At 69.2% G+C, this 23,811-nt stretch carries 22 protein-coding genes and 2 pseudogenes; 9 read left to right on the plus strand and 15 right to left on the minus strand.

What is annotated here, in order from left to right; all coding sequences use genetic code 11:
* Nucleotides 1–34 precede the first annotated feature (34 nt).
* The 9 genes from atpA (at nucleotide 35) to sugE (ending at nucleotide 8,829) form a co-directional block, all read left to right on the plus strand.
* Nucleotides 35–1,567, plus strand: coding sequence for a F0F1 ATP synthase subunit alpha (atpA, locus tag AC07NX_RS08165; RefSeq protein WP_494640712.1), 1,533 nt, complete (start codon nucleotides 35–37; stop codon nucleotides 1,565–1,567).
* 34 nt (nucleotides 1,568–1,601) lie between these two features.
* Nucleotides 1,602–2,477, plus strand: a complete 876-nt coding sequence (locus tag AC07NX_RS08170; protein WP_035075699.1) for a F0F1 ATP synthase subunit gamma — start codon at nucleotides 1,602–1,604, stop codon at nucleotides 2,475–2,477.
* A 53-nt stretch (nucleotides 2,478–2,530) separates the two neighbouring features.
* The gene (gene atpD / locus AC07NX_RS08175) at nucleotides 2,531–4,165 is read left to right on the plus strand and encodes a F0F1 ATP synthase subunit beta (protein WP_035089940.1); all 1,635 of its coding nucleotides are present in this window, start codon (nucleotides 2,531–2,533) and stop codon (nucleotides 4,163–4,165) included.
* A complete protein-coding gene (locus tag AC07NX_RS08180) occupies nucleotides 4,165–4,413 on the plus strand; it encodes a hypothetical protein (RefSeq protein ID WP_028038865.1) in 249 nt (82 codons plus the stop codon). The genes atpD and AC07NX_RS08180 overlap by 1 nt, the downstream gene beginning before the upstream one ends.
* On the plus strand, nucleotides 4,413–4,673 hold the full coding sequence (locus tag AC07NX_RS08185; RefSeq protein WP_028038864.1) for an ATP synthase F1 subunit epsilon: 261 nt from the start codon (nucleotides 4,413–4,415) through the stop codon (nucleotides 4,671–4,673). The genes AC07NX_RS08180 and AC07NX_RS08185 overlap by 1 nt, the downstream gene beginning before the upstream one ends.
* Nucleotides 4,674–4,820: 147 nt before the next feature.
* Entirely contained in the window at nucleotides 4,821–6,842 is a 2,022-nt protein-coding gene (locus AC07NX_RS08190; RefSeq protein ID WP_494640715.1) for a S9 family peptidase, read from the plus strand.
* A gap of 117 nt (nucleotides 6,843–6,959) precedes the next feature.
* On the plus strand, nucleotides 6,960–7,487 hold the full coding sequence (locus AC07NX_RS08195) for an NMCC_0638 family (lipo)protein (RefSeq protein ID WP_494640717.1): 528 nt from the start codon (nucleotides 6,960–6,962) through the stop codon (nucleotides 7,485–7,487).
* 158 nt (nucleotides 7,488–7,645) lie between these two features.
* On the plus strand, nucleotides 7,646–8,371 hold the full coding sequence (locus AC07NX_RS08200; protein WP_494640719.1) for a hypothetical protein: 726 nt from the start codon (nucleotides 7,646–7,648) through the stop codon (nucleotides 8,369–8,371).
* Nucleotides 8,372–8,505: 134 nt separating this feature from the next.
* Nucleotides 8,506–8,829, plus strand: coding sequence for a quaternary ammonium compound efflux SMR transporter SugE (gene sugE, locus AC07NX_RS08205; RefSeq protein WP_494640721.1), 324 nt, complete (start codon nucleotides 8,506–8,508; stop codon nucleotides 8,827–8,829).
* A 17-nt stretch (nucleotides 8,830–8,846) separates the two neighbouring features.
* On the opposite strand, the pseudogene mdoH reads toward sugE, so the two are convergent.
* The 15 genes and pseudogenes from mdoH to AC07NX_RS08280 form a co-directional block, all read right to left on the minus strand.
* Nucleotides 8,847–10,691, minus strand: a pseudogene (gene mdoH, locus AC07NX_RS08210) (glucans biosynthesis glucosyltransferase MdoH); the annotation flags it as partial.
* 200 nt (nucleotides 10,692–10,891) lie between these two features.
* The gene (locus AC07NX_RS08215) at nucleotides 10,892–11,641 is read right to left on the minus strand and encodes an alpha/beta fold hydrolase (RefSeq protein ID WP_494640879.1); all 750 of its coding nucleotides are present in this window, start codon (nucleotides 11,639–11,641) and stop codon (nucleotides 10,892–10,894) included.
* A gap of 44 nt (nucleotides 11,642–11,685) precedes the next feature.
* Nucleotides 11,686–13,326 (minus strand): alpha/beta hydrolase, encoded by a 1,641-nt coding sequence (locus tag AC07NX_RS08220; RefSeq protein WP_494640723.1) that lies wholly within the window; start codon nucleotides 13,324–13,326, stop codon nucleotides 11,686–11,688.
* A 26-nt stretch (nucleotides 13,327–13,352) separates the two neighbouring features.
* The gene (locus AC07NX_RS08225) at nucleotides 13,353–13,850 is read right to left on the minus strand and encodes an RNA pyrophosphohydrolase (protein WP_494640725.1); all 498 of its coding nucleotides are present in this window, start codon (nucleotides 13,848–13,850) and stop codon (nucleotides 13,353–13,355) included.
* Complete coding sequence (locus AC07NX_RS08230) at nucleotides 13,847–15,043, minus strand: divergent polysaccharide deacetylase family protein (protein WP_494640727.1); 1,197 nt, start codon at nucleotides 15,041–15,043, stop codon at nucleotides 13,847–13,849. The genes AC07NX_RS08225 and AC07NX_RS08230 overlap by 4 nt, the downstream gene beginning before the upstream one ends.
* A gap of 238 nt (nucleotides 15,044–15,281) precedes the next feature.
* Entirely contained in the window at nucleotides 15,282–16,673 is a 1,392-nt protein-coding gene (locus AC07NX_RS08235) for a S41 family peptidase (RefSeq protein WP_494640729.1), read from the minus strand.
* A 113-nt stretch (nucleotides 16,674–16,786) separates the two neighbouring features.
* Nucleotides 16,787–17,836 (minus strand): murein hydrolase activator EnvC family protein, encoded by a 1,050-nt coding sequence (locus AC07NX_RS08240; protein ID WP_494640731.1) that lies wholly within the window; start codon nucleotides 17,834–17,836, stop codon nucleotides 16,787–16,789.
* A 100-nt stretch (nucleotides 17,837–17,936) separates the two neighbouring features.
* Nucleotides 17,937–18,401, minus strand: coding sequence for a 23S rRNA (pseudouridine(1915)-N(3))-methyltransferase RlmH (gene rlmH / locus AC07NX_RS08245; protein ID WP_494640733.1), 465 nt, complete (start codon nucleotides 18,399–18,401; stop codon nucleotides 17,937–17,939).
* A 150-nt stretch (nucleotides 18,402–18,551) separates the two neighbouring features.
* A complete protein-coding gene (gene rsfS / locus AC07NX_RS08250; protein ID WP_494640881.1) occupies nucleotides 18,552–18,980 on the minus strand; it encodes a ribosome silencing factor in 429 nt (142 codons plus the stop codon).
* Between the two features lie 75 nt (nucleotides 18,981–19,055).
* Entirely contained in the window at nucleotides 19,056–19,505 is a 450-nt protein-coding gene (locus tag AC07NX_RS08255) for a hypothetical protein (RefSeq protein WP_494640735.1), read from the minus strand.
* Nucleotides 19,495–19,995, minus strand: a complete 501-nt coding sequence (locus AC07NX_RS08260) for a Panacea domain-containing protein (RefSeq protein WP_494640737.1) — start codon at nucleotides 19,993–19,995, stop codon at nucleotides 19,495–19,497. Before AC07NX_RS08260 ends, AC07NX_RS08255 begins: the two co-directional genes overlap by 11 nt.
* Nucleotides 19,996–20,067: 72 nt before the next feature.
* The gene (locus AC07NX_RS08265; protein WP_145685488.1) at nucleotides 20,068–20,721 is read right to left on the minus strand and encodes a nicotinate-nucleotide adenylyltransferase; all 654 of its coding nucleotides are present in this window, start codon (nucleotides 20,719–20,721) and stop codon (nucleotides 20,068–20,070) included.
* A complete protein-coding gene (locus AC07NX_RS08270) occupies nucleotides 20,687–21,961 on the minus strand; it encodes a glutamate-5-semialdehyde dehydrogenase (RefSeq protein ID WP_494640883.1) in 1,275 nt (424 codons plus the stop codon). The genes AC07NX_RS08265 and AC07NX_RS08270 overlap by 35 nt, the downstream gene beginning before the upstream one ends.
* A gap of 164 nt (nucleotides 21,962–22,125) precedes the next feature.
* Nucleotides 22,126–22,665 carry a hypothetical protein gene (locus tag AC07NX_RS08275; RefSeq protein WP_494640739.1) on the minus strand — a complete coding sequence of 180 codons (540 nt, stop codon included), beginning with the start codon at nucleotides 22,663–22,665 and terminating at the stop codon, nucleotides 22,126–22,128.
* Nucleotides 22,666–23,097: 432 nt separating this feature from the next.
* A pseudogene (locus AC07NX_RS08280) lies at nucleotides 23,098–23,334 on the minus strand (hypothetical protein); the annotation flags it as partial.
* Nucleotides 23,335–23,811: the final 477 nt, after the last annotated feature.

Here is a 23,811-nt window from a genome sequence, read left to right on the forward strand (position 1 = left end):
CCCAAAAGATAGATCGCAGAGAGCCCAAACAGCCATGGACATCCGCGCCGCCGAGATTTCGGCCATCCTCAAGTCGCAGATCGCCAATTTCGGCGAAGAAGCCGCCGTCTCGGACGTCGGCCAGGTGCTGTCCGTCGGTGACGGCATCGCCCGCATCTACGGTCTGGACAACGTCCAGGCCGGCGAGATGGTCGAGTTCCCCAAGGCCGGCGTGAAGGGCATGGCCCTGAACCTCGAGCGCGACAACGTCGGCGCCGTGATCTTCGGCCAGGACCAGGCCATCAAGGAAGGCGACGAAGTCCGCCGCCTCGGCGAGATCGTCGACGTGCCGGTCGGCCGCGGCCTGCTGGGCCGCGTCGTCAACCCGCTGGGCGAGCCGATCGACGGCAAGGGCCCGATCGAATACACCGAGCGCCGCCGCGTCGACGTCAAGGCCCCGGGCATCATCCCGCGCAAGTCGGTGCACGAGCCCGTGCAGACCGGCCTGAAGTCGATCGACACCCTGATCCCGGTCGGCCGCGGCCAGCGCGAGCTGATCATCGGCGACCGCCAGACCGGCAAGACCGCCGTCGCCATCGACACCATCCTGAACCAGAAGGCCGCCAACGCCGGCACGGACGAGAGCGCCAAGCTCTACTGCGTCTATGTCGCCATCGGCCAGAAGCGCTCGACCGTCGCCCAGATCGTCAAGACCCTGGAAGAGCACGGCGCCCTGGAATACACGACCGTCGTCGTGGCCTCGGCCTCGGAGCCGGCCCCGCTGCAGTACCTGGCCCCGTTCGCCGGCTGCGCCATGGGCGAGTGGTTCCGCGACAACGGCCTGCACGGCCTGATCATCTATGACGACCTCTCCAAGCAGGCCGTCGCCTACCGCCAGATGTCGCTGCTGCTGCGCCGTCCGCCGGGCCGCGAAGCCTATCCGGGCGACGTCTTCTACCTGCACTCGCGCCTGCTGGAACGCGCCGCCAAGCTGAATGAAGACAACGGCTCGGGCTCGCTGACGGCCCTGCCGATCATCGAAACCCAGGCCAACGACGTGTCGGCCTACATCCCGACCAACGTGATCTCGATCACCGACGGCCAGATCTTCCTGGAAACCGACCTGTTCTACCAGGGCATCCGCCCCGCCGTGAACGTCGGCATCTCGGTGTCGCGCGTCGGTTCGTCGGCCCAGATCAAGGCGATGAAGCAGGTCGCCGGCCCGATCAAGGGCGAGCTGGCCCAGTATCGTGAAATGGCAGCCTTCGCGAAGTTCGGCTCGGACCTGGACGCCTCGACCCAGAAGATGCTGGCCCGTGGCGAGCGCCTGACCGAGCTGCTGAAGCAGCCGCAATACGCGCCGCAGGCGGTCGAGGAGCAGGTCTGCGTGATCTACGCCGGCACCCGCGGCTACCTGGACAAGATCCCGACCTCGTCGGTCCGTCGCTTCGAGAGCGAGTTCCTGGCGCGCCTGCACAGCCAGCACAAGGACCTGCTGGACGGCATCCGCACCAAGAAGGCCCTCGACAAGGACCTGGAGAACACGCTGAAGAGCGTGCTCGACAGCTTCTCGGCGACCTTCGCCTAAGCCCCCTCGGAACGCTCGGAGAGAGTAGCGCCGAATGGCCAGCTTGAAGGAAATGCGCAATCGGATCTCGAGCGTCAAGGCGACGCAGAAGATCACGAAGGCGATGCAGATGGTGGCGGCGGCCAAGCTCCGCCGCAGCCAGGATGCGGCCGAGGCCGCGCGCCCCTATGCGCGCCGGCTGTCGAACGTCATCGCCAACCTGGCGGCCGGCGTGTCCGGCGACGGGGCCCCGGCCCTGCTGGCCGGCACGGGTCGCGACGACCGTCACCTGGTGATCGTCGCCGCCGCCGACCGGGGCCTGGCCGGGGGCTTCACCTCGTCGATCGTCCGCGCCGCCCGCGAGCGGATCGACGCCCTGGTCGCCCAGGACAAGGACGTGAAGATCGTCTGCGTCGGCAAGAAGGCGACCGCCCAGCTGCGGCGCCTGTACGGCGAGCGCATCGTCGAGAACTTCGACCTGTCGGCCTATCGTCAGTTCACCCTGTCGGTGGCCCAGCCGATCGCCGATGTCGTCACCCGCCTCTACGAGGCCGGCGACGTCGACGTGGTCACCCTGTTCTACAGCCGCTTCAAGTCGGTGGTGCAGCAGGTCCCGACGGCCCTGCAGCTGATCCCGGCCGTGGTCGAGGGCGCGGAAGCGGCCTCGGGCCCGGCCGCCGTCTACGAGTACGAGCCCTCGGAAGAGGCCATCCTCGAGACCCTGTTGCCGCGCAACCTGACGGTCCAGATCCTGTCGGCCCTGCTCGACAACATGGCCGGCTTCTACGCCAGCCAGATGACGGCGATGGACAACGCCACGCGCAACGCTGGCGACATGATCAAGCGCTACACCCTCGAATACAACCGCTCCCGCCAGGCCCAGATCACCAAGGAGCTGATCGAGATCATCTCCGGCGCCGAAGCCGTCTGATCAAAAGCCTAACGTAAAAACGCACGCAGAGACGCACGAAAGACCCGCACGCCATGGCCAAGACCCCCGCTAAGGCTCCCGCCGCCGCCGCTGAAAAGCCGGTCGCCGTGAAGAAGCCCGCCGCCCCGAAGGCCGCCGCCGCCGCGGCCGCCGCTCCCGCCGTCGCCGCCAAGGCTCCGGCCGCCAAGAAGCCCGCCGCCCCCAAGGCCGCGGCGCCCAAGGCGACCCAGGCCGCCCCGGCCACCATCGGCGCCGCCACCGGCAAGCTGGTGCAGGTCATCGGCGCCGTCGTCGACGTCGAGTTCGAAGGCCCGCTGCCGGCCATCCTGAACGCGCTGGAGACGGTCAACACCGCCTCGGGCCAGCGCCTGGTGTTCGAAGTCGCCCAGCACCTGGGCCAGAACACCGTCCGCGCCATCGCCATGGACGCCACCGAGGGCCTGGTCCGCGGCCAGGCCGTGCGCGACACCGGCGAGTCGATCCGCGTTCCGGTCGGCCCGGGCACCCTGGGCCGCATCATGAACGTCATCGGCGAGCCGATCGACGAGCAGGGCCCGATCCAGTCGGACATCTTCCGCACCATCCACCGCGACGCCCCGTCGTTCGCCGAGCAGACCAACACGGCTGAAGTGCTGGTCACCGGCATCAAGGTCATCGACCTGATGTGCCCCTACACCAAGGGCGGCAAGATCGGCCTGTTCGGCGGCGCCGGCGTCGGCAAGACCGTGACGATGCAGGAGCTGATCAACAACATCGCCAAGGCTTACGGCGGTTACTCGGTCCTGGCCGGCGTGGGCGAACGCACCCGCGAAGGCAACGACCTCTATCACGAGATGATCGAGTCGAACGTCAACGTCGACCCGAAGGCCAACAACGGCTCGACCGAAGGCAGCCGCTGCGCCCTGGTCTACGGCCAGATGAACGAACCCCCGGGCGCCCGCGCCCGCGTGGCCCTGACCGGCCTCTCCATCGCCGAGTACTTCCGCGATGAAGAAGGCAAGGACGTGCTGCTGTTCGTCGACAACATCTTCCGCTTCACGCAAGCCGGCGCCGAAGTGTCGGCTCTGCTGGGCCGCATCCCCTCGGCCGTGGGCTACCAGCCCACCCTGGCCACCGAGATGGGCAACCTGCAGGAGCGCATCACCTCGACCAACAAGGGCTCGATCACCTCGGTCCAGGCCATCTACGTGCCCGCCGACGACCTGACCGACCCGGCGCCCGCCGCCTCGTTCGCCCACCTGGACGCCACCACCGTTCTGTCGCGCGACATCGCCGCCCAGGCCATCTTCCCCGCCGTCGATCCGCTGGACTCGACCTCGCGGATCATGGACCCGCTGGTCATCGGCGAGGAGCACTACAACGTGGCCCGCTCGGTCCAGGAAGTGCTGCAGCAGTACAAGGCCCTGAAGGACATCATCGCCATCCTGGGCATGGACGAGCTGTCGGAAGAGGACAAGCTGACGGTCGCCCGCGCCCGCAAGATCCAGCGCTTCCTCAGCCAGCCGTTCCACGTCGCCGAGCAGTTCACCAACACGCCCGGCGCCTTCGTCCAGCTGAAGGACACCATCCGCTCGTTCAAGGGCATCGTGGACGGCGAGTACGACCACCTGCCGGAAGCCGCCTTCTACATGGTGGGCCCGATCGAGGAAGCGGTGGCCAAGGCTGAAAAGCTGGCCGGCGAAGCCTGATGACCGACGAACACGAGCTGATCAACTTCTGCTGCGAAGAGCTCGAGGATGCGGTGTCTTCGGATCCCGAGGACGCGCTGATCGAGCACGACAGCGGGTTGATCCTGCTCAACCTGGGTCATCGGGAAGAGGATGGTGAAACCGGCGTCGTGCTGGCCACCATCCGCTTCTGCCCGTTCTGCGGGACCGAGATCCAGACCGACGAAGACATCGAAGCGGCCCTGGGCGCCGTGGAGACTCACGACTGATGGCCAAGCTGCACTTCTCCCTCGTCGCGCCCGAGCGCGAACTGTTCTCCGCCGAGGTCGACCAGGTCGACGCGCCCGGCACGGAAGGCGACTTCGGCGTCCTGCCGAACCACGCGCCGTTCATGACCACCCTGCGCGAAGGCCGGGTCACGGTCCGCGACGGCTCGAGCGTGCGCCTGTTCGACATCCAGGGCGGCTTCGCCGACGTCGGCCCGGACGGCTTCACCATCCTGGCCGAGCACGCGGTCGAGGCGGCCTAAACCGCCACGACCCGCCTTCGGGCGCTTAAAGACATGACGGCCCGGGCGCGAAAGCGTCCGGGCCGTTTTGCGTTTGGAACGGGCGGACACTTGCGCCCGCGCTGAAGCTCACCGAAGGTTGTGCCCGACCTTTTGGGGGAGCCATCGATGCGTCCGATCCTGATCAGCCTCGCCTTCGCCGTGGCGGTCACGCCGTTGGCCGCCCAGGCCGCCGAACCTGTCGCCGCGCCGCTGATCGAGCGCGCCAAGCTGTTCGGCAATCCCAGCCGGGCTTCCGGACGGATCAGCCCGGACGGCCAGTGGCTGGCCTGGATCGCGCCGCGCGACGGGGTGATGAACCTCTGGGTGGCCCCGCGCGCCGACCTGTCCAAGGCCAAGCCCCTGACCGAGGAAAAGCTGCGGCCGATCCGCAGCTACTTCTGGTCGCCGGACTCCAAGGCCCTGCTGTTCGTCAACGACAAGGGCGGCGACGAGAACTTCCTGATCTACGGCGTCGATGTCGCCAGCGGCGTCCAGCGCACCCTGACCCCGTTCGAGAAGACCCGCGCCCAGATCCTCGGCGTCAGCCGCCGCGTGAAGGACCGCATCCTGGTGGGGGTCAACAATCGCGATCCCAGGTGGCACGACGTCTACAGCCTGGACCTGAAGACCGGCGCGCTGACGCTGCTGCTGAAGAACGAAGGCTATGCCGGCTTCGAAGCCGACGACGGCCTGAACCTGCGCCTGGCTTCCAAGCAGCGGTCCGACGGCGGCGCCGACTACTACCGGGTGACGGGCGGCAAGGTCGAGGACAAGCCGGTGGTCGCCTTCGGCCTGGACGACTCCATGACCACCGCGCCGCTGAGCTTCACGGCCGATGGCAAGACGCTGTACTGGCTGGACTCCCGAGGGCGCGACACCAGCGTGCTGGTCGCCCAGGACGTGGCCAGCGGCAAGTCCACGGTGATTGGCCAGGACGCCCGGGCCGACATCGGCGGGATCCTCGCCGATCCCAGGACCGGCGTCGTCCAGGCCTATTCGGTCGACTATCTGCGCGACAGCTGGACGACCCTCGACCCGGCGATCAAGACCGACCTGGATTTCCTGGCCGGCAAGCTGAAGGGCGACGTGCACGTCACCTCGCGCACCGACGCGGACGATCTGTGGACCGTGACCTCCGACCCGGTCGTCGCCCCGGCGGCCACCTATCTCTACGACCGCAAGGCCAAGACCGTGACCGAGCTGTTCGTCGGCCGGCCCGAGCTCAAGAGCGCGCCCTTGGTCCCGATGTTCCCCCAGGCGATCAAGGCCCGCGACGGCCTGACCCTGGTCTCCTACCTGACCCTGCCGCCCGGCTCGGACGTCGATGGCGACGGCAAGCCGGAAAAGCCCGTGCCGCTGGTGCTGCTCGTGCACGGCGGTCCGTGGGGCCGCGACTCCTACGGCTACAACGGCGGCCACCAGTGGCTGGCCAACCGCGGCTACGGGGTGCTGTCGGTGAACTACCGGGCCTCGACCGGCTTCGGGAAGGCCTTCATCGCCGCCGGCAACCTCGAATGGGCTGGCAAGATGCACGACGACCTGATTGACGCGGTCGGCTGGGCGGTGTCGAGCGGCGTCACCACGCCCAAGAAGGTGGCGATCATGGGCGGCTCCTACGGCGGCTACGCCACGCTGGTGGGCCTGACCTACACGCCGGAGACCTTCGCCTGCGGGGTCGACATCGTCGGTCCGTCGAACCTGGAAACCTTGCTCAAGACCATCCCGCCCTACTGGGAGGCCGGCAAACAGCAGTTCTACAAGCGGATGGGCGACCCGACCACGCCGGAAGGCCTGGCCCTGCTCAAGGACCGCTCGCCCGTCTACCGCGCCGGCGCGATCACCAAGCCGCTGCTGATCGGCCAGGGCGCCAACGATCCGCGCGTCAACCAGGCGGAGTCCGACCAGATCGTCAAGGCGATGCAGGCCAAGGGCATACCGGTGACCTACGTCCTGTTCCCCGACGAGGGCCATGGCTTCGCGCGGCCGGTCAACAACATCGCCTTCAACGCCGTGACCGAGCAGTTCCTGAAGAGCTGCCTCGGCGGCCGTTCCGAACCGATCGGCGGCGCCCTCAAGGCCTCGACCGCCCAGGTCAAGGCCGGCGCCGAGTTCACGCCGGGCCTCAAGGAGGCGATCGCCGCGCCCTAGAAACCGCTCACACTTTTGCTGCCACACGCTCTAGGGTCACGTTTGCAGAACATTGTTCTGCAATCTTCCGATTGAGCCTAAGCTTCCGCCCGCGCCACTTGGCGCCAGGGGAAAGCGATGCGCGTTCTGGCGACCATCCTCATTTCGGCGGCCCTGCTCACGGGCTCGGCCCAGGCCGCTCCGACCTATCGGCAGGAGGTCGTCGACGTCTTCAAGAGCGTCTGCCTGCCGGCCGGGACCAACGCGGCGGCGGTCGGGGTCGCGGCCGCCAAGCTGGGCTGGAAGCCGGCCCCGGCCTCGATCCAGGCCCTGTGGCAGGGACCGGCGACCAAGGTCTGGGTGTCGCCCGCCACCGCCCGCTTCTACCTGGCCCAGGCCCCGCAGGACGGCTTCTGCCAGGTCGGCTATTACGGCGGCGCCCAGCAGGTCACCAGCGATCCGGCCGCCTTCTCGACCCTGCTGCGCAACATCATGATCCACGCCGGCATCGCCGTCGGCTCGGGCTTCGTGAAGGTCGCCGAGGACAGCCAACTGATCCAGAAGGGGACCTATGTCTCGCCCGGCTATCCGGGCTTGAAGCTGTACGTCGTGGTCGCCAACTTCCCGAACGCGGCGACCTTCGTGCTGAGCACCGGCAAGCCCTGAGGGCGGCGCCTCCGCCCCTGGGGCGTCAGGTCGCACCCGCCCGGTAAGAAAATTACACTTGTGACCCATTCTCCGCCTTAATCGGCCACCATAAGGGTTGCGAGGGAACGCCTGTCGGTTTTAATGCCGACCTCTTGCCTAACGGGGATAACTCGACCATGCGCCTTGCGCTCGCCAGCCTGATTGCTCCCATTGCCCTGGTTGGGGCGGTTTCGACCGCCGTCGCCCAGGAGCAGACCGCGCCGACTGCTCCGACCGCTCCCGCCGCCGCGCCGGCCGCTGCTCCCGCGCCCGCCGCTGATCCGGCGGCCCAGACCCCCGCCGCTCCGGCCGATCCCATGACGGCGACGCCGACCGTGGCCGCGCCGGCCGCCGGCCAGGCCCCGGACTATGTCGCCCCGACCCGCGGCCCGCCCACCACCGACCCCGTTTCGCTGCAGCTGCTGGGCGTGCTCGACAAGGTCTGCAAGCCGGCCGTGGTCGGCGGCGACATGCCGTCCCTGGCCAAGGCCGCCGGCATGAAGAAGAAGAAAGAGCAGTGGGTGATGGATATCGGCAAGCCGTATCTGATCGCCGTCGACAATCCCGGCAGCAACAAGAACGTCTGCACCGTCACCATCCAGTACGCCCAGGGCGACGCCCAGGCCCAGGCCCTGGCCAACGCCCTGCACGATTGGGCGACCTGGGAGAACAAGCCGCAGCTGCGCCTGATCCGCAACGACCTGACGGTCAGCGACGTCAAGCGCCTGACGGTGTCGTGGGACGACGCCTGGGCCGACGGCCATGCCGGCCTGGTCTATATGCGCCTGAAGAAGCTGGACGACAGCTCGATCGGCAAGAACTACGAGCAGGCCCAGATCCTGTACAGCACCACCAGCCGCTAGCGGTTGGCCAGGTCCGGGGCTTGCTCCCCGGTCCGGTGGTCCTATCTAGAAAAGGCGCGGGGACGACCCCGCGCCTTTTTTGCTGTTCCGGGGACGACCCCGCTCACCCCTTCGCGGGTCAATGGGAGCCGGTCATGGCCTGGATCATCCTCTTCGTCGCCGGTCTGTTCGAGATCGGCTGGGCCGTGGGCCTGAAGTTCACCGAGGGCTTCACGCGGCCGGTCCCCACCGTGCTGACCGGGGTCAGCCTGGTCGCCTCGATGGGCCTGCTGGGCTGGGCGGTGAAGTCCCTGCCGCTGGGCACGGCCTATGCGGTCTGGACCGGGGTCGGGGCGGTGGGCACGGCCATCGTCGGCATCCTGCTGTTCAAGGAGCCGGCCACGGCCGGGCGGCTGGTCTGCCTGGCGCTGATCGTCTCGGGCATACTGGGCCTGAAGCTGTTCACCCCGGCGCATTGAGCCGGCGCCGCCGGGCGCTCGCCCGGGGTCAGCAGCAGGCCGGCGTCCCTCAGGCGCACCCCCCGGGCGATGCTGGCCGTCCACCAGACGATGAACGGCGCGGCGACCAGGCTGGCGGCCGCCACCGCCAGCCATGGCGACAGGCCCGCGCCCATCGCGGGGCCGAGCGCGGCCAGGGCCAGGCCAATCAGCATCTCGGGCCAGTGGAAGGCCAGGGCGGCGCGGCCGCTCAGCCGGCCCTCGTCGCGCTGCTGGGCCGACCAGCCGGCGTCGCGGCCCAGGGCCACCGAGAGCAGGGCGCGGGTGTGGGCGGCCATGATGATCGGCGCGGTCAGGGTCGAGGCCAGGGTCTCCAGCCCGACGCTGGCCAGGGCGCGCCAGGCGCCGCCGAACTGCCGGGCCCGGCCTTCCGCCAGCATCATCGCGTAGGACAGCAGCTTGGGCAGCAGCACGAAGCCCAGGCTGACGGCCAGCACCGCCGCCCCCGCCAGCGGATAGCCGCCGGCCCCGCCCGTCCCCGCGTCCGGGGCCGAGAGCAGGGCGCCGGTGACCACCAGGGCGATCCACAGCGGCGCCAGGGCGTAGCTCAGCACGCCGCGCGCCAGGTGCAGCCGGTTGGCGGGATGCAGGCCCCGGGCGGCCAGCACGCCCAGGTGCTGCAGGTTGCCCTGGCACCAGCGCCGGTCGCGGATCAGGTGATCGATCAGGGTCGGCGGGCTCTCCTCGAAGCTGCCGCCCAGGGCGGGGGCCAGCCGCACGCCCCAGCCGGCCCGGCGCAGGAAGGCGGCCTCGACGAAGTCGTGGCTCAGGATATGACCGCCGAACGGCTTCCTGCCCTTGAGGTGCGGCAGGCCGCCGGCCTGGGCGAACGCCTCCACCCGCAGGATGGCGTTGTGGCCCCAGTAGTTGCCGTCGGTCCCGCTCCACCAGGCCATGCCCCATGCCGCCAGCGGACCGTAGAGGGTGTTGGCGAACTGCTCCAGCCGGCCGAACATCGTGCGGCGCCCGACGATGCTGGGCGCGGTCTGGATCAGGCCCAGCGACGGGTCGGCCTCCATGGCCGCCGCCAGCCGCCACAGGGTCAGGGCGTCCATCAGGCTGTCGGCGTCCAGCACCACCATGTGGTCATAGGCCCCGCCGTGGCGGCGCACCCATTCGGCGACGTTGCCGGCCTTGCGGTCGATGTTCTCCGGACGGTGGCGGTAATAGGCCCGGGGGCCGACGCCGCCGCGCCGGAAGGCGGCGAAGCCCCGCTGCTCGTCGGCGACCACCTCGGGCCGGCGGCTGTCGCTGAGCACGACGATGTCGAACATCGGCGTCAGGCCCAGGGCGTGCAGCCCGGCCCGCATGGTGGCCAGCCGGGCGAAGAACGGCCCGACATCCTCGTGATAGATCGGGGCCAGCAGGGCCGTGCGGGTGGTCAGGGCCGGCAGCGGCGCCTGGGCCATCGCCCGCTCCCAGGCGTCGGCCCGGCGCGACAGCCACAGCCCGCCCAGGCTGGCGGCGAACGAGAAGGCCATCCAGCCGAACAGCACCAGGATCAGGCTCACATGCGCGACCTCCAGCGGGTCCAGCCCGTCCTCGGCCATGGCCGCCGTCACCGCGAACACCGCCAGGCCGGTCGCCAGGACGCAGAACGCCGCCAGGGCCGCCCGCCGCCGTCCCAGGCCCGGGATCGGCGCGAAACGACGCGGCTCGGCGGCGCGATGCAGCGGCTGGTCCGGCATGGCCAGGGGCGCCGGCGGCGGCGCGGCGGGATCCCCGCGGGGGTCCGGTCCCGCGAACGAACGGCGCTCCGATTCGCGTTGTTGTAGCGGATGGCTATAGGCGTGCATGAAAACCTCTTCCGCGCGAAAACTCATCCCGCGCGTCAAGGTTCCTGAAGTTTAGGCAATAGATTGCATCAGTGTATCGCCGCTGAATTTCTAGGCAAAGCAGCTCCGAATACTGTCAAACACCGGCCTGATTGCCGCGCAGGAGCCGAAGATCGGCCGCGAAAGCGCCGCAATTGGAGGGCAGCGGAAGTCGACGGGAAACCGCTCACACTTTCGCCCAACGCGCTCTAGGCGGCCGCGCGATCCTCGGCGGCGATGAAGTCCAGGCAGGTCGCGGCGACCTCCTCCCAGCCGGGTTCGCCGGGCAGCCAGTGGCTCATCGACGGGAAGACCTCGCACGATCCGCCCAGCCGCGCGGCGGTCTGGCGTACGGTGGCGGGGGGGTGGATGACGTCGCGGCCGCCGGCGATCGCCAGGGTGGGGACGTTGGTCGGACCGGCGCCGGTGGTCATGAACGGGTCCATGAACCAGTTGAGCGTCTCCCACAGCGCCCGGCCGCTCTCGGCGTGCATCTTGGCGTAGAGACGCTTGCGCTGGTCACGGGGCAGGCGGTCCAGGGTGTAGCTTTCGACGACGCTGTAGTCCGGGGCCACGGCCTGCAGCCAGTAGGGACCCAGGGCGTAGAGGCTGACGGCCGAAGCCGCCTCCTCCAGGGACGAGCCGGTGACGCCCCAGGGCGGGGACGGGGCCAGCAGGATCAGCCGCGAGACGCTCGCGCGGGCGGCGGCCATCTGGGCCACCAGACCGCCCATCGAGTGGCCGATCAGGATGGGCGGCTCGTGGCAGGCCTCGCACAGGGCGGCGATCTGCTTGGCGTAGTCGATCATCGAGCGGCCGGCGACCAGGGCCCCGTCGCCATGGCCCAGCAGGTCCGGGGTCTGGACGACATGGCCGGCGGCCTCGAAGGGGCGGCGGAACGTGTCGAACGTCCAGCCGCCGCAGAAGGCGCCGTGCACCATGATCACCGGAGTCGTCACGCGCGCCTCGCCGCTACGGTCGGCCAGAGCGCCGAGCCTCAAGCCTACACGCTCTTCTTCGGTGATGGCGAAGATTTGGCGGCGGATTTCGTCGCGGGCGCCTTGGTTGCCTTCGGGGCCGTCTTGGGAGGCGTCTTCGGGGCGGCCTTGGTCGCCTTCGGGGTCGACGAGGGCTTCGGCGCGGCGACCTTGGCGGGGGCGGGCTCGGCCTCGCCCTTCGGCTTGGCCGTCGGCTTCGCAGGCGCGACCGCCTTGACCGCCTTGACGGCCTTCGGGGCTGCCTTCGGGGCGACGGCTTTGGGCGTCGGCGCCGCCTTGGCGGCCGCTTTGGCGGCCGGCTTGGGCGCGGCGGTCTTGGCCGGCGCCTTGGCGGCGACGGGCTTGGCTTCGGCCTTGAGCTTGGCCGCCGGCTTGGCGGCGGACGGCGCCTCGGCGGCCTTCGGCGCGGGCGTGGCTTTCGGGGCGCTGGCCTCGGCGGACGCCTTCGCGGCCGGCGCGGCCCTTGTCGTCTTCGGCGCGGCGGCGGCTTTTGGAGCGGCCTTTGCGGTCACCTTGGCGGCCGGAGCGACCTTGGCCGCGGGCTTCTCGACGGCCGGTTTGGGCGCCGTGGTCTTGGCCGGGGCTCTCGCAGCCGCCGGCTTCGGGGCCGGCGCTGTCCTGGTGACCTTGGGGGTCGGCGTCGCCTTGGGAGCGGCCGCCTTGGCCGGAGCGGGCTTGGCCGCGGCCTTCGCCGTGGTTTTGGGGGGCTTTGGCTCGGGGGGGATCGCCGTCGGCGCGGCGGAGGCCTTGGCGACCGGGGTCGGCGCGGGTTCGATCGAAGCCGGGGCGGGCGTCGGTGAGGGCTCCGCGGCCTTCACGGGTTCGGGCGCGGGCGCTGGGGCGGGAGCCGGAGGCGGGGCCGGAGCGGCTTTCGGTTTGCCCGTCAGCCAGGCGATCACGTCGTCGAGAATGCTCATCGTGTTTGGCTCATCTATCAGGTAATGGGCGTTGTTGGGGTAGATCTTGAGGTCGGCGGTCGGATATTTCCGGCCGACGAGCCGCACGTCTTCGAGAGGCGTGGTGCGATCCAGGGCGCCGGCCAGGACCAGCACGGGGACGGTCACTTTTGTGGCGTCGACATGGGCGGCCCGGTTCGGATCCTTGTGCGGCCAGGCGAGGTCGGCCAGCACCTGTCCGCTGTCGTGCACCATGGTCGCGTACAGCGCGTCGTGGCGCGCGGCCGGCACGGCATTCATGACGCCGAACTTGAAGCCCGTCTTCCACATCTTGCCCGCCCGGGTCTCGGGCTTGGACTGCAGGGCCATGTTCAGGAAGGTGAAGACCGGCGAGAGCTTGGGCTTGCCGCGGGCGTCGGCCGGCGAGGCGGGGGCGAACAGCACCAGGCGATCGGCGTGGCCGGCCTCGGCGACCTTCTGGGCGATCAGTCCGCCCATGGAGTGGCCGAAGACGATTGGCTTCCTGCCGTCCTCCTTGGCCAGGGCCTGGGCCAGGGCGCCCATCTCGGCGACATAGTCGGCCAGGGTCAGGCCGGCCAGGCCTGCCCGGGGGCCGTCGACCGTACGCACGGCCGAGCGGATGGTCGGCGACACGACGCGGTAGCCCTCGGCCCGTAGCCGCGCGGCCATGGGATCCCACACGTCTCCAGCGCAACCGTAGCCGTGGATCAGCAGGATCGTGTCCGCCATTCCATGCTCCCCAATGCGGCGAGATTTCAGCCGCCGCGCGCGAACCCACCGAACGCGACGACGACCTGTTCGTACACCGCGCGCTTGAAGGGTACGATCAGTTCGGGCGTTTCGTCGAGAGCGCCCCATTTCCAGGCGTCGAACTCGACATGAGCGTCGGCCTCCAGGTCGATCTCGGACTCGTCGCCCAGGAAGCGGAAGGCGAACCACACCTGCTTCTGGCCCTTGAATCCACGAGCCTTTTTCGACGAGGCGAAGTCGGCGGGGAAGTCGTAGATCAGCCAGCCGTCGGTGCGGCCCAGATAGTCGACCGAGGTGACGCCGGTCTCCTCGGCCAGCTCGCGGCGGGCCGCGGCCAGCAGGTCCTCGCCGTCGTCGACCCCGCCTTGCGGAAACTGCCAGTTATGGGGCGGCGGCTGGTTGTGGCGCTTGCCCAGCCAGACGCGGCCGTCCGGGTGGAACAGCACGACGCCGACATTGGGCCGGTGATCGGGATAGGGGTCGGACGTTTGGCTGGCGCTCATCGCTTGGCCATGGCCGAGGCGGGGGCCAGTTGCAAGCCCCTCCCGGACAGGCCGGCGGCCCACAGCCGCACCTGGTTGATGGTCACCGGATAGGCGAAGCCCGAGCCCAGGGCCTGGCCGCGACCGGCGGCGCCGGCCTCCAGCATCTTCAGCTGGCCGTCGATCGCGCCGGCCGACAGTTCGTCGTCGACGATCCGGTCGGCCGAGGCGCGGGGGATCGGCCCGCCGCGCAGGGACGCCTGGCCGTCGTCGATGAAGGCCAGGCCCCGGGCCTTCAGGGCCAGGGTGAAGGTGGTCATGGCCGTGTCGCTGGTGACGAACCGCGAGCCCAGATAGTTGGTCAGGCCGTAATAGCCCGTCGCCCGCGACATCAGCCACTCCAGCTTGCGCACCGTGTCCTCGGGGCGGTTGGCGGCGATCAGGGTGTAGGGGCCCGGGTCGTTGGCGGGATAGTCGACCGGCTCCATCGGCGCTTCCAGCAGCACCTCGTGGCCATGGCTGCGGGCCAGGTCGATCCAGCCCTGCAGGCCTTCGGCATAGGGGGCGAACGACAGGGTGATCTCGGGCGGCAGGGTCTCGATGGCCGCGCGGGTGGTCTGGGGATTGAGGCCCAGGCCGCCGATCACCAGGGCCACCTTGGGGCGGCCATCGGCGGTGAACGGGCGGGCGTAGGCCTCGGCCGCCGTGCGGCCGTCGGGGGCGATCACCGGCAGAGAGCCGCCGCCGGGGCCCGGCGTGTAGAGGCCGGCGATCGGGGCGGCCGGCAGCGGGCCGGTGGCCGAGGCGACGGGCGGCGGGGCGGCGATCGCCCCGGCCTCGGCGTCGTCGGCCGAGTCGGCGTGGCTCAGGAACGGCAGGTTCGACAGGTCCAGGGCGCCCGGCAGCAGCGGCGCTTCCTGCTCGCCCTCGCCGGCCAGGGCCTCGCGCCAGCCGGGCGGGACGTTCTTGGTCGTGCCGATCTGGTCGAGGGCCACCCGCACCAGGGGCGAGCCCTTGTTGGGGTCGCCGGTGACCAGCACCAGCAGGGCCAGGCTGAGCAGGAACAGGAAGGCCGCGGCGCTGGCGCCGATGAACGGGTTGGCCGCCGCCGCCAGGATCCTGGCGCGCAGATCGCCGTCCTCGCGTCCATCCCCGCGGCTTGGCGCGGGCGCGTCGGCGCCGTAGGCGGGCTTGCGGGAGAAGGTCACGGCCATGGTCCGAGCCTTAAGGGCAAGCGCCGAATATATGGTTAATGGGGGTGCGGCGGAATGGTTCGAATTCCCTCTCCCCTTGCGGGAGAGGGTGTCGTCCGGAGGACGACGGGTGAGGGGTCTGAGAACGAAACCGCCGCGCTCAGCGGTCAGGCTGGACGCGGCGGATCAGTCCGGGAGACCCCTCATCCGACCTGCTCCGCAGGCCACCTTCTCCCGCAAGGGGAGAAGGAAGAGGTTCCTACTTCTTCTCGACCGGCGGGCCCTTGCCGGCCGCGGCGGCGGCCTTGGCGGTGACCTCGGCGATCTTGGCCTGGGGCTTGGGCAGCTTGGGCACGGCCTCGACCGAGCCGGCCTTCAGCACGGCGATGGCGCGCTGCAGCTGGAAGTCGCCCTTCTTGTCGTCGAAGCCGGGCGGCGGAGCCTCGGCGGGCGTGTGGACGCCCTGGCGGCTCTTGCCCTCGTCGGCGTTCAGCGCGTTCTTGAAGCTGGCCTCGCTGAACCACACGCGGTTGGCGATGTCCTGGGCTTGGTCCTTGGTCTGGGCCACTTCCAGGTCGGGTTCGATGCCGGTCTTCTGGATCGAGCGGCCCGACGGGGTGAAGTAGCGGGCCGTGGTCAGCTTCAGGGCCCCGTCGGCCCCGCCGCGCAACGGGATCACCGTCTGCACCGAGCCCTTGCCGAAGCTGGTGATGCCCACCAGCTCCGCCCGGTGACGGTCCTGCAGGGCGCCGGCGACGATTTCAGCCGCTGACGCGGAGCCTTGGTTGATCAGCACCACCACCGGCAGGCCGTTCAGCAGGTCGCCGGGCTTGGCGTTGTAGCGCTGAATGTCGCGCGGGTCGCGGCCGCGCTGGCTGACCACCTCGCCGCCGTCCAGGAACACGTCCGAGACGCCCACGGCCTGGTCGAGCAGACCGCCGGGATTGTTGCGCAGGTCGAAGATCAGCCCCTTCATGTGGGGGTTCTTGGCCTTCAGGTCGTTGATCGACGCGGTCAGGGCGTCGGTGGCCTTCTCGTTGAAGCCGGGCAGGCGGACATAGCCGTAGTCGCCTTCCATGCGGGCGATGGCGGCCTTGGGCTTGATCACCTCGCGCACCAGCTTGACGTCGAACGGGTCGGCCTTCTCGCGGGCGATGGTCAGGGTGACCGCCTCGCCGGCCGCGCCGCGCATCTGCTTGACCGCCTCGTTGACAGTCAGGCCCAGCACCGACTGGCCGTTGACGGCGGTGATGTAGTCGCCGGCCTGGATGCCGGCCCGCGAGGCGGGCGTGCCGTCCATCGGCGAGATCACCTTGACCACGCCGTCCTCGCTGGTCACCTCGATGCCCAGGCCGCCGTACTCGCCGCGGGTGGTGTCCTGCATGTCCTCGAAGCTGTCGGGCGACAGGTAGCCCGAATGCGGATCCAGGCTGGTCAGCATGCCGTCCAGCGCCGCCTCGATCAGCTTCTTGTTGTCGACCTCGGAGACGTACTGGTTGTCGACGGTCTGCAGGACGTCGCCGAACAGTTCCAGCATCTTGTAGGTCTGGCCCTTGCTCGCGCTGGTCGCCTGGGCGATGGGGCTGACATAGGCCATGGTCCCCGCACCGAGGACGAAGGCCGAAACACCGATGAGCAGGTACTTGCGCATGTGGCCGAAGGGGCTCCCTGACGACGCCGTCGCGCCGCGTTAAAAACTCGTCGTTCCGCCTGAGTGCGACGGACCCTTGTTCATTTGACGGCCATCATCGCTGAAAAAGCCGTTTATCGCGATCCCTGTTTCAACCAACGCTCCGGATCGACCGGGGCGCCGTCTTCGCGAACCTCGAAATAGAGTTCTGGCTCCGGGGAACCACGGTCGGCCATCCGGCCAACCGTCGCGCCGGGTGCGACAGATTGTCCGGGCGCCACCGAAACCTGGTCCAGGCCGGCCAGCACCAGATGGTAGGCGCCCTGGGCCCGCAGGATCAAGACCGTCCCCCAGCCGTTCAGCGGTCCGGCGTATTCGACCACGCCGGCGGCGGGACTGGCCACGGCGTGACCCTTTTCCGTGCGGATCGTCAGGCCGGTGGCGCGGCCGCCGGCCGGCATGGCCTGGCCGAACCGCCGGGCCAGCGGTCCGGGGACGGGCGAGCTCAGCTTCAGGGGGCCGGTCGCCGGCCTGGGCGCCAGGCCGTCGGTCAGGGCCCCCAGCGTGCCCTGGTCGTCGCCGGTCAGGGCTTCCTGGGCGTAGGCGCGCTCGATCTGGGTCTTCTCGACGATCATCCGTTCCAGGTCGCCCCGGCGGTCGGCGACCAGGCTCTCGGCGGTGAACAGCTGCTCGGAGGCCGCGGCGGCCTCGCGGCGCAGGGCCGAGACGGCGCGGGCCTGGCGGGCGTAGCCGTCGGCCCGGGCCTGCAGCTCCGGGGTCATGGCGCGGATCAGGATCGCGGCCCGCACCGCGTCGCGGGCGTCGCCGGGGCTGACCAGCAGGGCCGGCGGCGGATCGCGGCGGAAGAGCTGCAGGGCCGACAGCAGCCGGGCCAGCTGCCCGCGATCACGGCCCAGCTCGGCCACCAGGGCCGATTCCCGCTGGTGCAGGGCCTCCAGCCGGGCGCGCTTGGCCGCCACGTCGTCGCCGGCGTCGACCCGTTGGCGGCCCAGGGCGTCCAGCTCGCCGCGCAGGTCGGCGATCTCGCGGCGGGTGTCGGCCGCGGCCTGCTCGTCCCTGGCCCGCTGGCCGCCCGGCTTGCCCTGCTGGGCCGCGACGAGGCCGCCGGCGCCCAGCAGGGCGGCCAGGAGGCTGGCGGTGATCAAGGCGACGCGGCGCGGCATGCGAGGATCAATGCCCGGATTGAGAGGGAGCGACAACCGCTTCCCGCACGCGCTCACATCCGCTCATCCCGGCATTCGCCGGGATGAGCGGATCAAGAAATCAGTCCCTGTGATACGGCGAGCCGGCCAGGATGGTGACCGCGCGATAGACCTGCTCGGCCAGCATGGCGCGGGCCAGGGCGTGCGGCCAGGTCTGGGGCCCGAAGGCCAGGGTCTCGTCGGCCGCGGCCAGGATCGAGGGATCCAGCCCGTCGGCCCCGCCGATCAGGAACACGACCCGGCGCTGGCCGTCGTCGCGCAGCCGGCCGACATGCTCGGCGAAGGCCCGGCTTGGCCGCACCTTGCCGTGCTCGTCGCAGGCGATGACATAGGCGCTGTCGAGATGCGGGCGCAGCACCTCGGCCTCGGCGGCCTTGCCGGGCTTGCGCGCCTCGACCTCGACGATCTCGACCGGCCCCAGGGCCAGGGCGCGGCCGGACGCCGTGGCCCGCGACGCATAGTCCACGGCCAGCTGCGCCTCGACCATGCGGCCGAGCTTCCCGACGGTGAGGATCGTGATCTTCATCAGTGCCCTGCGTTGAAACCCCGTCTCCCGCGGATCGGCTAAACCGATCCGACCCAAGAATGGGCGACAGGCTCAGGATGAGGTTTCAAGGGGAGGCAGACGATAAGTAGCCCTCATCCTGAGCTTGTCGAAGGATGAGGGCGGACCCGCCTAGTTCGACGCCATCCGGTGCGGCGCGTCGACGGCCCAGATCTTCTCGATGTTGTAGAACGAGCGGACTTCGGGGCGGAACAGGTGGACCACCACGTCGCCGGCGTCGATCAGCACCCAGTCGCAGTGCGGCAGGCCTTCGACCCGCGCCTTGCCGAAGCCGCTCTCCTTGAGCGCCCGGATGATGTGGTCGGCCAGGGCGCCGACGTGACGGTGCGAACGGCCGGACGCCACGATCAGGCTGTCGGCGACCGAGCTCTTGTCCGTCAGGTCGATGTGGACGATGTCCTGGGCCTTGTCGTCGTCCAGACGCGACAGGATCAGGGTCTCGAGGGCCTTGATACTCAGGTCCAGCTCGGACTCGTTCTTGGTCGAGGTATCGGGGGAAACCGTTCCCTCGTGCGCACTTGGCGCGGGGTCGCTACGCAGCGGAAATGCTCCTTGATGGGTTCGCGCAAGCCCTCCCATAGCACGGATGAACCGAAAAGATGAGGGGGAACGTGGTCACGGCGGATTCAGCGGTCGGCGCGACGTCGCGCGTGTCGCCTTGGCGGCCCCGAAAAGTCCGCTGACGACAAAGCCGACGAGGCCGATCGCGGAGGCGGCGGTGCTGCCGGCTATGACGCTCAACACGGTGTCGGAGATTTCGAAGCCGCCAATCTTGAAGCCGCTCAGCAGGATGATCACGCCAACGAATCCGCAATAGCCGACCAGGAAGTTGAACACCTTTCCGGCGTACGGCTCCATCATCCTCGTGCGAACGTCGTCGTAGGTCTGCTGGCCTTTGAGGTTTTCAACGTCGGCGCGAAGGCGTTCGTTTTCGGCCGATAGCTCGCCGACCATCTCCAGGTAGCGTTTGCTTTGATCGGCATCCAGATCGACGCGGTCCGGCTCCGTGGGAGCGTTCCGGATAATCGACGGATCGCGTCCAGGCGGTCTGTCGCTAGGCGGCACGATCAGCCAAGGCGTTGTAGTGAGCCCGAATAGCGTCGTCGTCGATCCGTGAGTTGCGTCCGCGTTGGAAGGCCTGGAACCAGGGCGTTCCTGGCTGATGCGTCAACTCGGAAAGCCGAATGGCGTTCAGGCCGCTGTACCGCGCCCAGACCTGTTCGATGACCTGGCGTTCTCGGTCGCTCAGGTCCGCGCGATAGGGAGCCGCATCCCCTGTTTTCCCGAAGAAGCGCGCGACCTGGCTGTCGTCCGGGCTGATGAGGCGCCCGATCGGCTGGCTTCCGAAAAACTTGGTGTGCTCATAGAGGTCGCGAACAACCGGACCAAAACTCCAGGCTTCGATATCATCAGCGACGAGTGGTTCGTTGTTGATCGCCCAATTCCAGCCATGGGCGATATAGGTCAGCTTCTGCAGATGCATCTGGGTCAGGCGGTCCGCCGCCCCAGGCAAGCGCAGAAACTCGTTCGCGATTTCGACGGCCCTGTAGGACATGGACTGTTCCGCTTGTGTTCCGACCATACACCCGCAAACCGCGAAGGAAAACCCGCAACCGCGCCGTCGCGCCTACCCCTTCGTCTGCCGCTTCCGCAGGGCCGTCGACGAGGCGTAGTTCAGCGGGCCGGTCAGGTAGACCCAGGCCGGCGCGGTGGCGTCGGCCAGGATCGCGGCGGCGCTGGCGGGCTTGCGGGCCCAGGCGAAGCGGCGGGCGGCGGGCGAGGTGCGGGCCTTCAGGGCGATCCACGGCCGCGAGATCACCGCCACCGGAACCTCGCGCATGATCTGGGTCCAGCCCCGCCAGCGGTGGAAGCTGGCCAGGCTGTCGGCCCCCATGATCCAGACGAACTTCACGCCCGGGAACCGCGCCCGCAGCACCCGCAGGGTGTCGATGGTGTATTGCGAGCCAAGCCGCGTCTCGGCGTCGGAGACGATCATGCCGGCCCCGCGCGCCCACTGCCGGGCCCCGGCCAGGCGCTCGGCCAGCGGCCGGGTCTCGTGCGAGGACTTCAGCGGGTTCTGCGGCGAGACCAGCCAGATCACCTTGTCCAGCTCCAGGCGTCGCAACGCCGTCTCGGCGACGTGGGCGTGGCCCTCGTGCGCCGGGTTGAAGCTGCCGCCGAACAGGCCCACGCGCATGCCGGGCTCCAGGTGGAACCCCAGCCTCTGCGCCGAAGGCCGGCCGGCTTCAGGGACGAGTCTGGCCGGTCCCGCGAACCACATATTTGAACGTCGTCAGTTGCTCGGCCCCGACCGGACCGCGGGCATGGAGTTTGTCGGTGGCGATGCCGATCTCGGCCCCGAAGCCGAACTCGCCGCCGTCGGCGAACTGGGTCGAGGCGTTGACCAGCACGATGGCGCTGTCGACCAGGGCGATGAACCGCTCGGCCGCCGCCACATCCTCGGTCAGGATCGCGTCGGTGTGGCCCGAGCCGTAGGCGGCGATGTGGGCGGCCGCGCCCTCCACCCCGTCGACCACGGCCACCGAGATCACCGGCGCCAGGTACTCGGTCGACCAGTCGGCCTCGACGGCCGGCTTCATGCCCGGCTCGATGGCCCGCGAGGGACCGTCGCCGCGCAGCTCGCAGCCGGCCTTGATCAGGGCGTCGGCGATCGGCGGCAGCAGGCGCCCGGCCGCGGCGCGGTCGACGAGAAGCGTCTCGGCCGAGCCGCACACCGACACCCGGCGCATCTTGGCGTTCAGCACGATGTCGACGGCCTTCTTCGGATCGGCCGCCGCGTGGACGAAGACGTGGTTCAGGCCCTCCAGGTGGCCCAGCACCGCCACCCGCGCCTCCTTCTGCACCCGCGCCACCAGGCTCTTGCCGCCGCGGGGGATGATCAGGTCGATCGCGCGGTCCAGGCCGCCCAGGATCGCCCCGACGGCGTCGCGGTCGGGGGTGCGGACGATCTGCACCGCGTCGGTCGAGATCCCCGCCGCCTTCAGCCCCTTGGCGGTGGCCGCGTGGAGGGCGAGGTTGGAGTTCAGGCACTCGGACCCGCCGCGCAGGATCACCGCGTTGCCCGAGCGCACGCACAGCGCCGCGGCGTCGGCCGTCACGTTCGGACGGCTCTCGAAGATCATGGCGATCACGCCGATCGGGGTGCGCACCCGGGCGATGTCCAGGCCGTTGGGACGGGTCCAGCGGGCGGTCTCCACGCCCAGGGGGTCGGGGATGGCCGCCACGGCCTCGACGCCGGCCGCCACGCCTTCCAGGCGCTCGGGGTTCAGCATCAGCCGCTCGACCATCGGCGCGGTCAGGCCGCCGGCCCCGGCCTTGTCGAGGTCGCGGGCGTTGGCGGCGAGGATGGCCGGCGCGTCGGCGCGGATGGCGGCGGCCATGGCCTGGAGGGCGGCGGTGCGCTGGGCTGGCGTGGCCACGCGCAGGGCCTGGGCCCCTTGCCGAGCCGCCTGTCCCATCGCCGTCATCGTCGCCTGCAAGCTCATGCCCGCGTCATCCATCGCCATCCTCCGATCCCGGATGCTCCCCCGATATGCTCAGAGTGAGGCTTACCTAGGCGCTTTGGGGCGGCGGGGGAATGGGGAAAGGGTGCGGGCGGTGTTAGCGGGGCTGTTGGGCTGAAAATCGTTACCTGCCTTAACTGATGGCGGTCGTAACCCTGTCCTTAAGCGCGATCATTTTTGAAAAGCCCCCAAACGACCGCCATTGCTGCGGCAGCGGACGCTGCAAGCACGGCATGCATGTCGGGCAGCCGTGCGAACAATTTGGCCACCGTGAATACGGTTCCAGCCATCGCAACGGGAGCTTTAATAGGTTCGTAAATCGCCTTCACCCGCTGCCAAATTGCCAATCTTAGAAATAGGTGGCGCTGCGCCGTTGGCCCTCGCTCGTAGAGCTTCATGCCTTTTGGCTTGAGCGTCCAAACTGCGAGCGGAAGATCTAACTTGCCGGTTCCAGAGCGTTTGTACTGAAGATCGAGAAAATCCAGCTGCACGAAAGCGTTCAACGTTTGTTCAAGATCGCTTGTGAATTCATCTTCTTGATCCAGGTTGCTGGTGTTGAAAGCGACTCCGGCATATTCACTACCTTCTGCCATTAACGCCGCTTTGAACGTGCCCCAGCGAGCCGCTCCGTCGGCCGCCCTGATGACCTCGACGATCATGCGAAACCAAGCCGCATAGCTCTCTGCCGCCTTGATGAACAATGTCGCGCTTTCCCTCAGACGGCTTAGGGTCAAGCTTAGCTCATTTTTCCGGTCCGCGCCCCATCCGCCCTGGATGGGGCCCCGCCTTAAACCCTTGGTGGATCGGAGCTCTGGCGTCTGGCCGTGTCAAGGATCGCCCCGCGGGGGCGACCGCGGCGCGGCCGGCCGGAGGCCGGTCCTTGACACGGCCAGACGCCAGAGCAGGCTCGCCATCAAGGGTCCAAGGCGAGGCCTCGCCGTTGCGGGCGACGGGAGGGGCAAAGACTTTCTTCTTCTAGAACCGTCATTCCCGCCCTTGTGGCGGGAACCCCTGGTTCAGCCGACGGTGAGACGCCTTGGCGCGCTGGCGCGCCACACCCCCGCACGTGCGACGGACAAAGGGGTTCCCGCCACGAGGGCGGGAATGACGGCTGTAGGGGGATGGGGCGGCGTCTATCCCCGTATGTCACCCAAAGAACTCCAACCCTTCCAACGCCCTGCGAAATCATCAGCGTCACCGGTCCTCGGCGCTGAAACTCCCCGTATCCTGGTCTCACCTCGTCGCGGGGAAAGGGCGCATGGCCAGCGACCGATGCGGCGGCGGGGGGCGATCGAGCGGGACTGGGCTGGAGGGGGTTACTCCAGCGTGTCCGGGGCCTTCCATCGTTGGGAAGCCCGCCCGCCGTCGGCGTCGATGGGGACCAAGCGCGTGATTGCCCGGCGGCCCGCGCCCCTGTCGTCCGGTTTCTCCCGAAAGGGATCGAGACCGGGTCCGGCTAAGCCTCAACAGGGCTGCCTACCGGACGCTGGCGAATAACGATGGCGCGGAGCGATCGGGCTTCGTCGAAACGGTATTTATTCAAACACTCCGGACGATGTCCGGCGCTCCGCGACCCTTTCCATCCACTCAGCGGTTTCCGCGTGAGAGCGCGAAGCCATACCACCAAGGTCCTCCGCCTGTGGGGCAGGGGTATCGCATATGCCTCAAAACGGTTGTCATCCCGGACGAGCGCGCAGCGCGAAGATCCGGGACCGGGGCGTGAACTCAGAGCTTGCGGCGGTCCCGGATCGGCGCTCGGCTCTGCCGAGCTTGTCCGGGATGACAGGTTTTTTCAGAGCAAATCCATATGCGACAGCCCTGCCCTGTGGGGGAGGTGTCGGCGCAGC

It is taken from the genome of Caulobacter sp. GW821-FHT09A05, assembly GCF_059418465.1.

Coding starts and splice junctions, on each gene's coding strand:
- AC07NX_RS08220 (WP_494640723.1), bottom strand. CDS start 13,326: ATGGCGGACACGATCCTGCTGATCCACGGCTACGGTTGCGCTGGAGAC.
- AC07NX_RS08195 (WP_494640717.1), top strand. CDS start 6,960: ATGCGCGTTCTGGCGACCATCCTCATTTCGGCGGCCCTGCTCACGGGC.
- AC07NX_RS08230 (WP_494640727.1), bottom strand. CDS start 15,043: ATGGCCGTGACCTTCTCCCGCAAGCCCGCCTACGGCGCCGACGCGCCC.
- AC07NX_RS08200 (WP_494640719.1), top strand. CDS start 7,646: ATGCGCCTTGCGCTCGCCAGCCTGATTGCTCCCATTGCCCTGGTTGGG.
- AC07NX_RS08170 (WP_035075699.1), top strand. CDS start 1,602: ATGGCCAGCTTGAAGGAAATGCGCAATCGGATCTCGAGCGTCAAGGCG.
- AC07NX_RS08270 (WP_494640883.1), bottom strand. CDS start 21,961: ATGGATGACGCGGGCATGAGCTTGCAGGCGACGATGACGGCGATGGGA.
- AC07NX_RS08240 (WP_494640731.1), bottom strand. CDS start 17,836: ATGCCGCGCCGCGTCGCCTTGATCACCGCCAGCCTCCTGGCCGCCCTG.
- rlmH (WP_494640733.1), bottom strand. CDS start 18,401: ATGAAGATCACGATCCTCACCGTCGGGAAGCTCGGCCGCATGGTCGAG.
- AC07NX_RS08185 (WP_028038864.1), top strand. CDS start 4,413: ATGGCCAAGCTGCACTTCTCCCTCGTCGCGCCCGAGCGCGAACTGTTC.
- AC07NX_RS08235 (WP_494640729.1), bottom strand. CDS start 16,673: ATGCGCAAGTACCTGCTCATCGGTGTTTCGGCCTTCGTCCTCGGTGCG.
- atpA (WP_494640712.1), top strand. CDS start 35: ATGGACATCCGCGCCGCCGAGATTTCGGCCATCCTCAAGTCGCAGATC.
- AC07NX_RS08180 (WP_028038865.1), top strand. CDS start 4,165: ATGACCGACGAACACGAGCTGATCAACTTCTGCTGCGAAGAGCTCGAG.
- atpD (WP_035089940.1), top strand. CDS start 2,531: ATGGCCAAGACCCCCGCTAAGGCTCCCGCCGCCGCCGCTGAAAAGCCG.
- sugE (WP_494640721.1), top strand. CDS start 8,506: ATGGCCTGGATCATCCTCTTCGTCGCCGGTCTGTTCGAGATCGGCTGG.
- AC07NX_RS08260 (WP_494640737.1), bottom strand. CDS start 19,995: ATGTCCTACAGGGCCGTCGAAATCGCGAACGAGTTTCTGCGCTTGCCT.
- AC07NX_RS08190 (WP_494640715.1), top strand. CDS start 4,821: ATGCGTCCGATCCTGATCAGCCTCGCCTTCGCCGTGGCGGTCACGCCG.
- AC07NX_RS08265 (WP_145685488.1), bottom strand. CDS start 20,721: ATGTGGTTCGCGGGACCGGCCAGACTCGTCCCTGAAGCCGGCCGGCCT.
- AC07NX_RS08225 (WP_494640725.1), bottom strand. CDS start 13,850: ATGAGCGCCAGCCAAACGTCCGACCCCTATCCCGATCACCGGCCCAAT.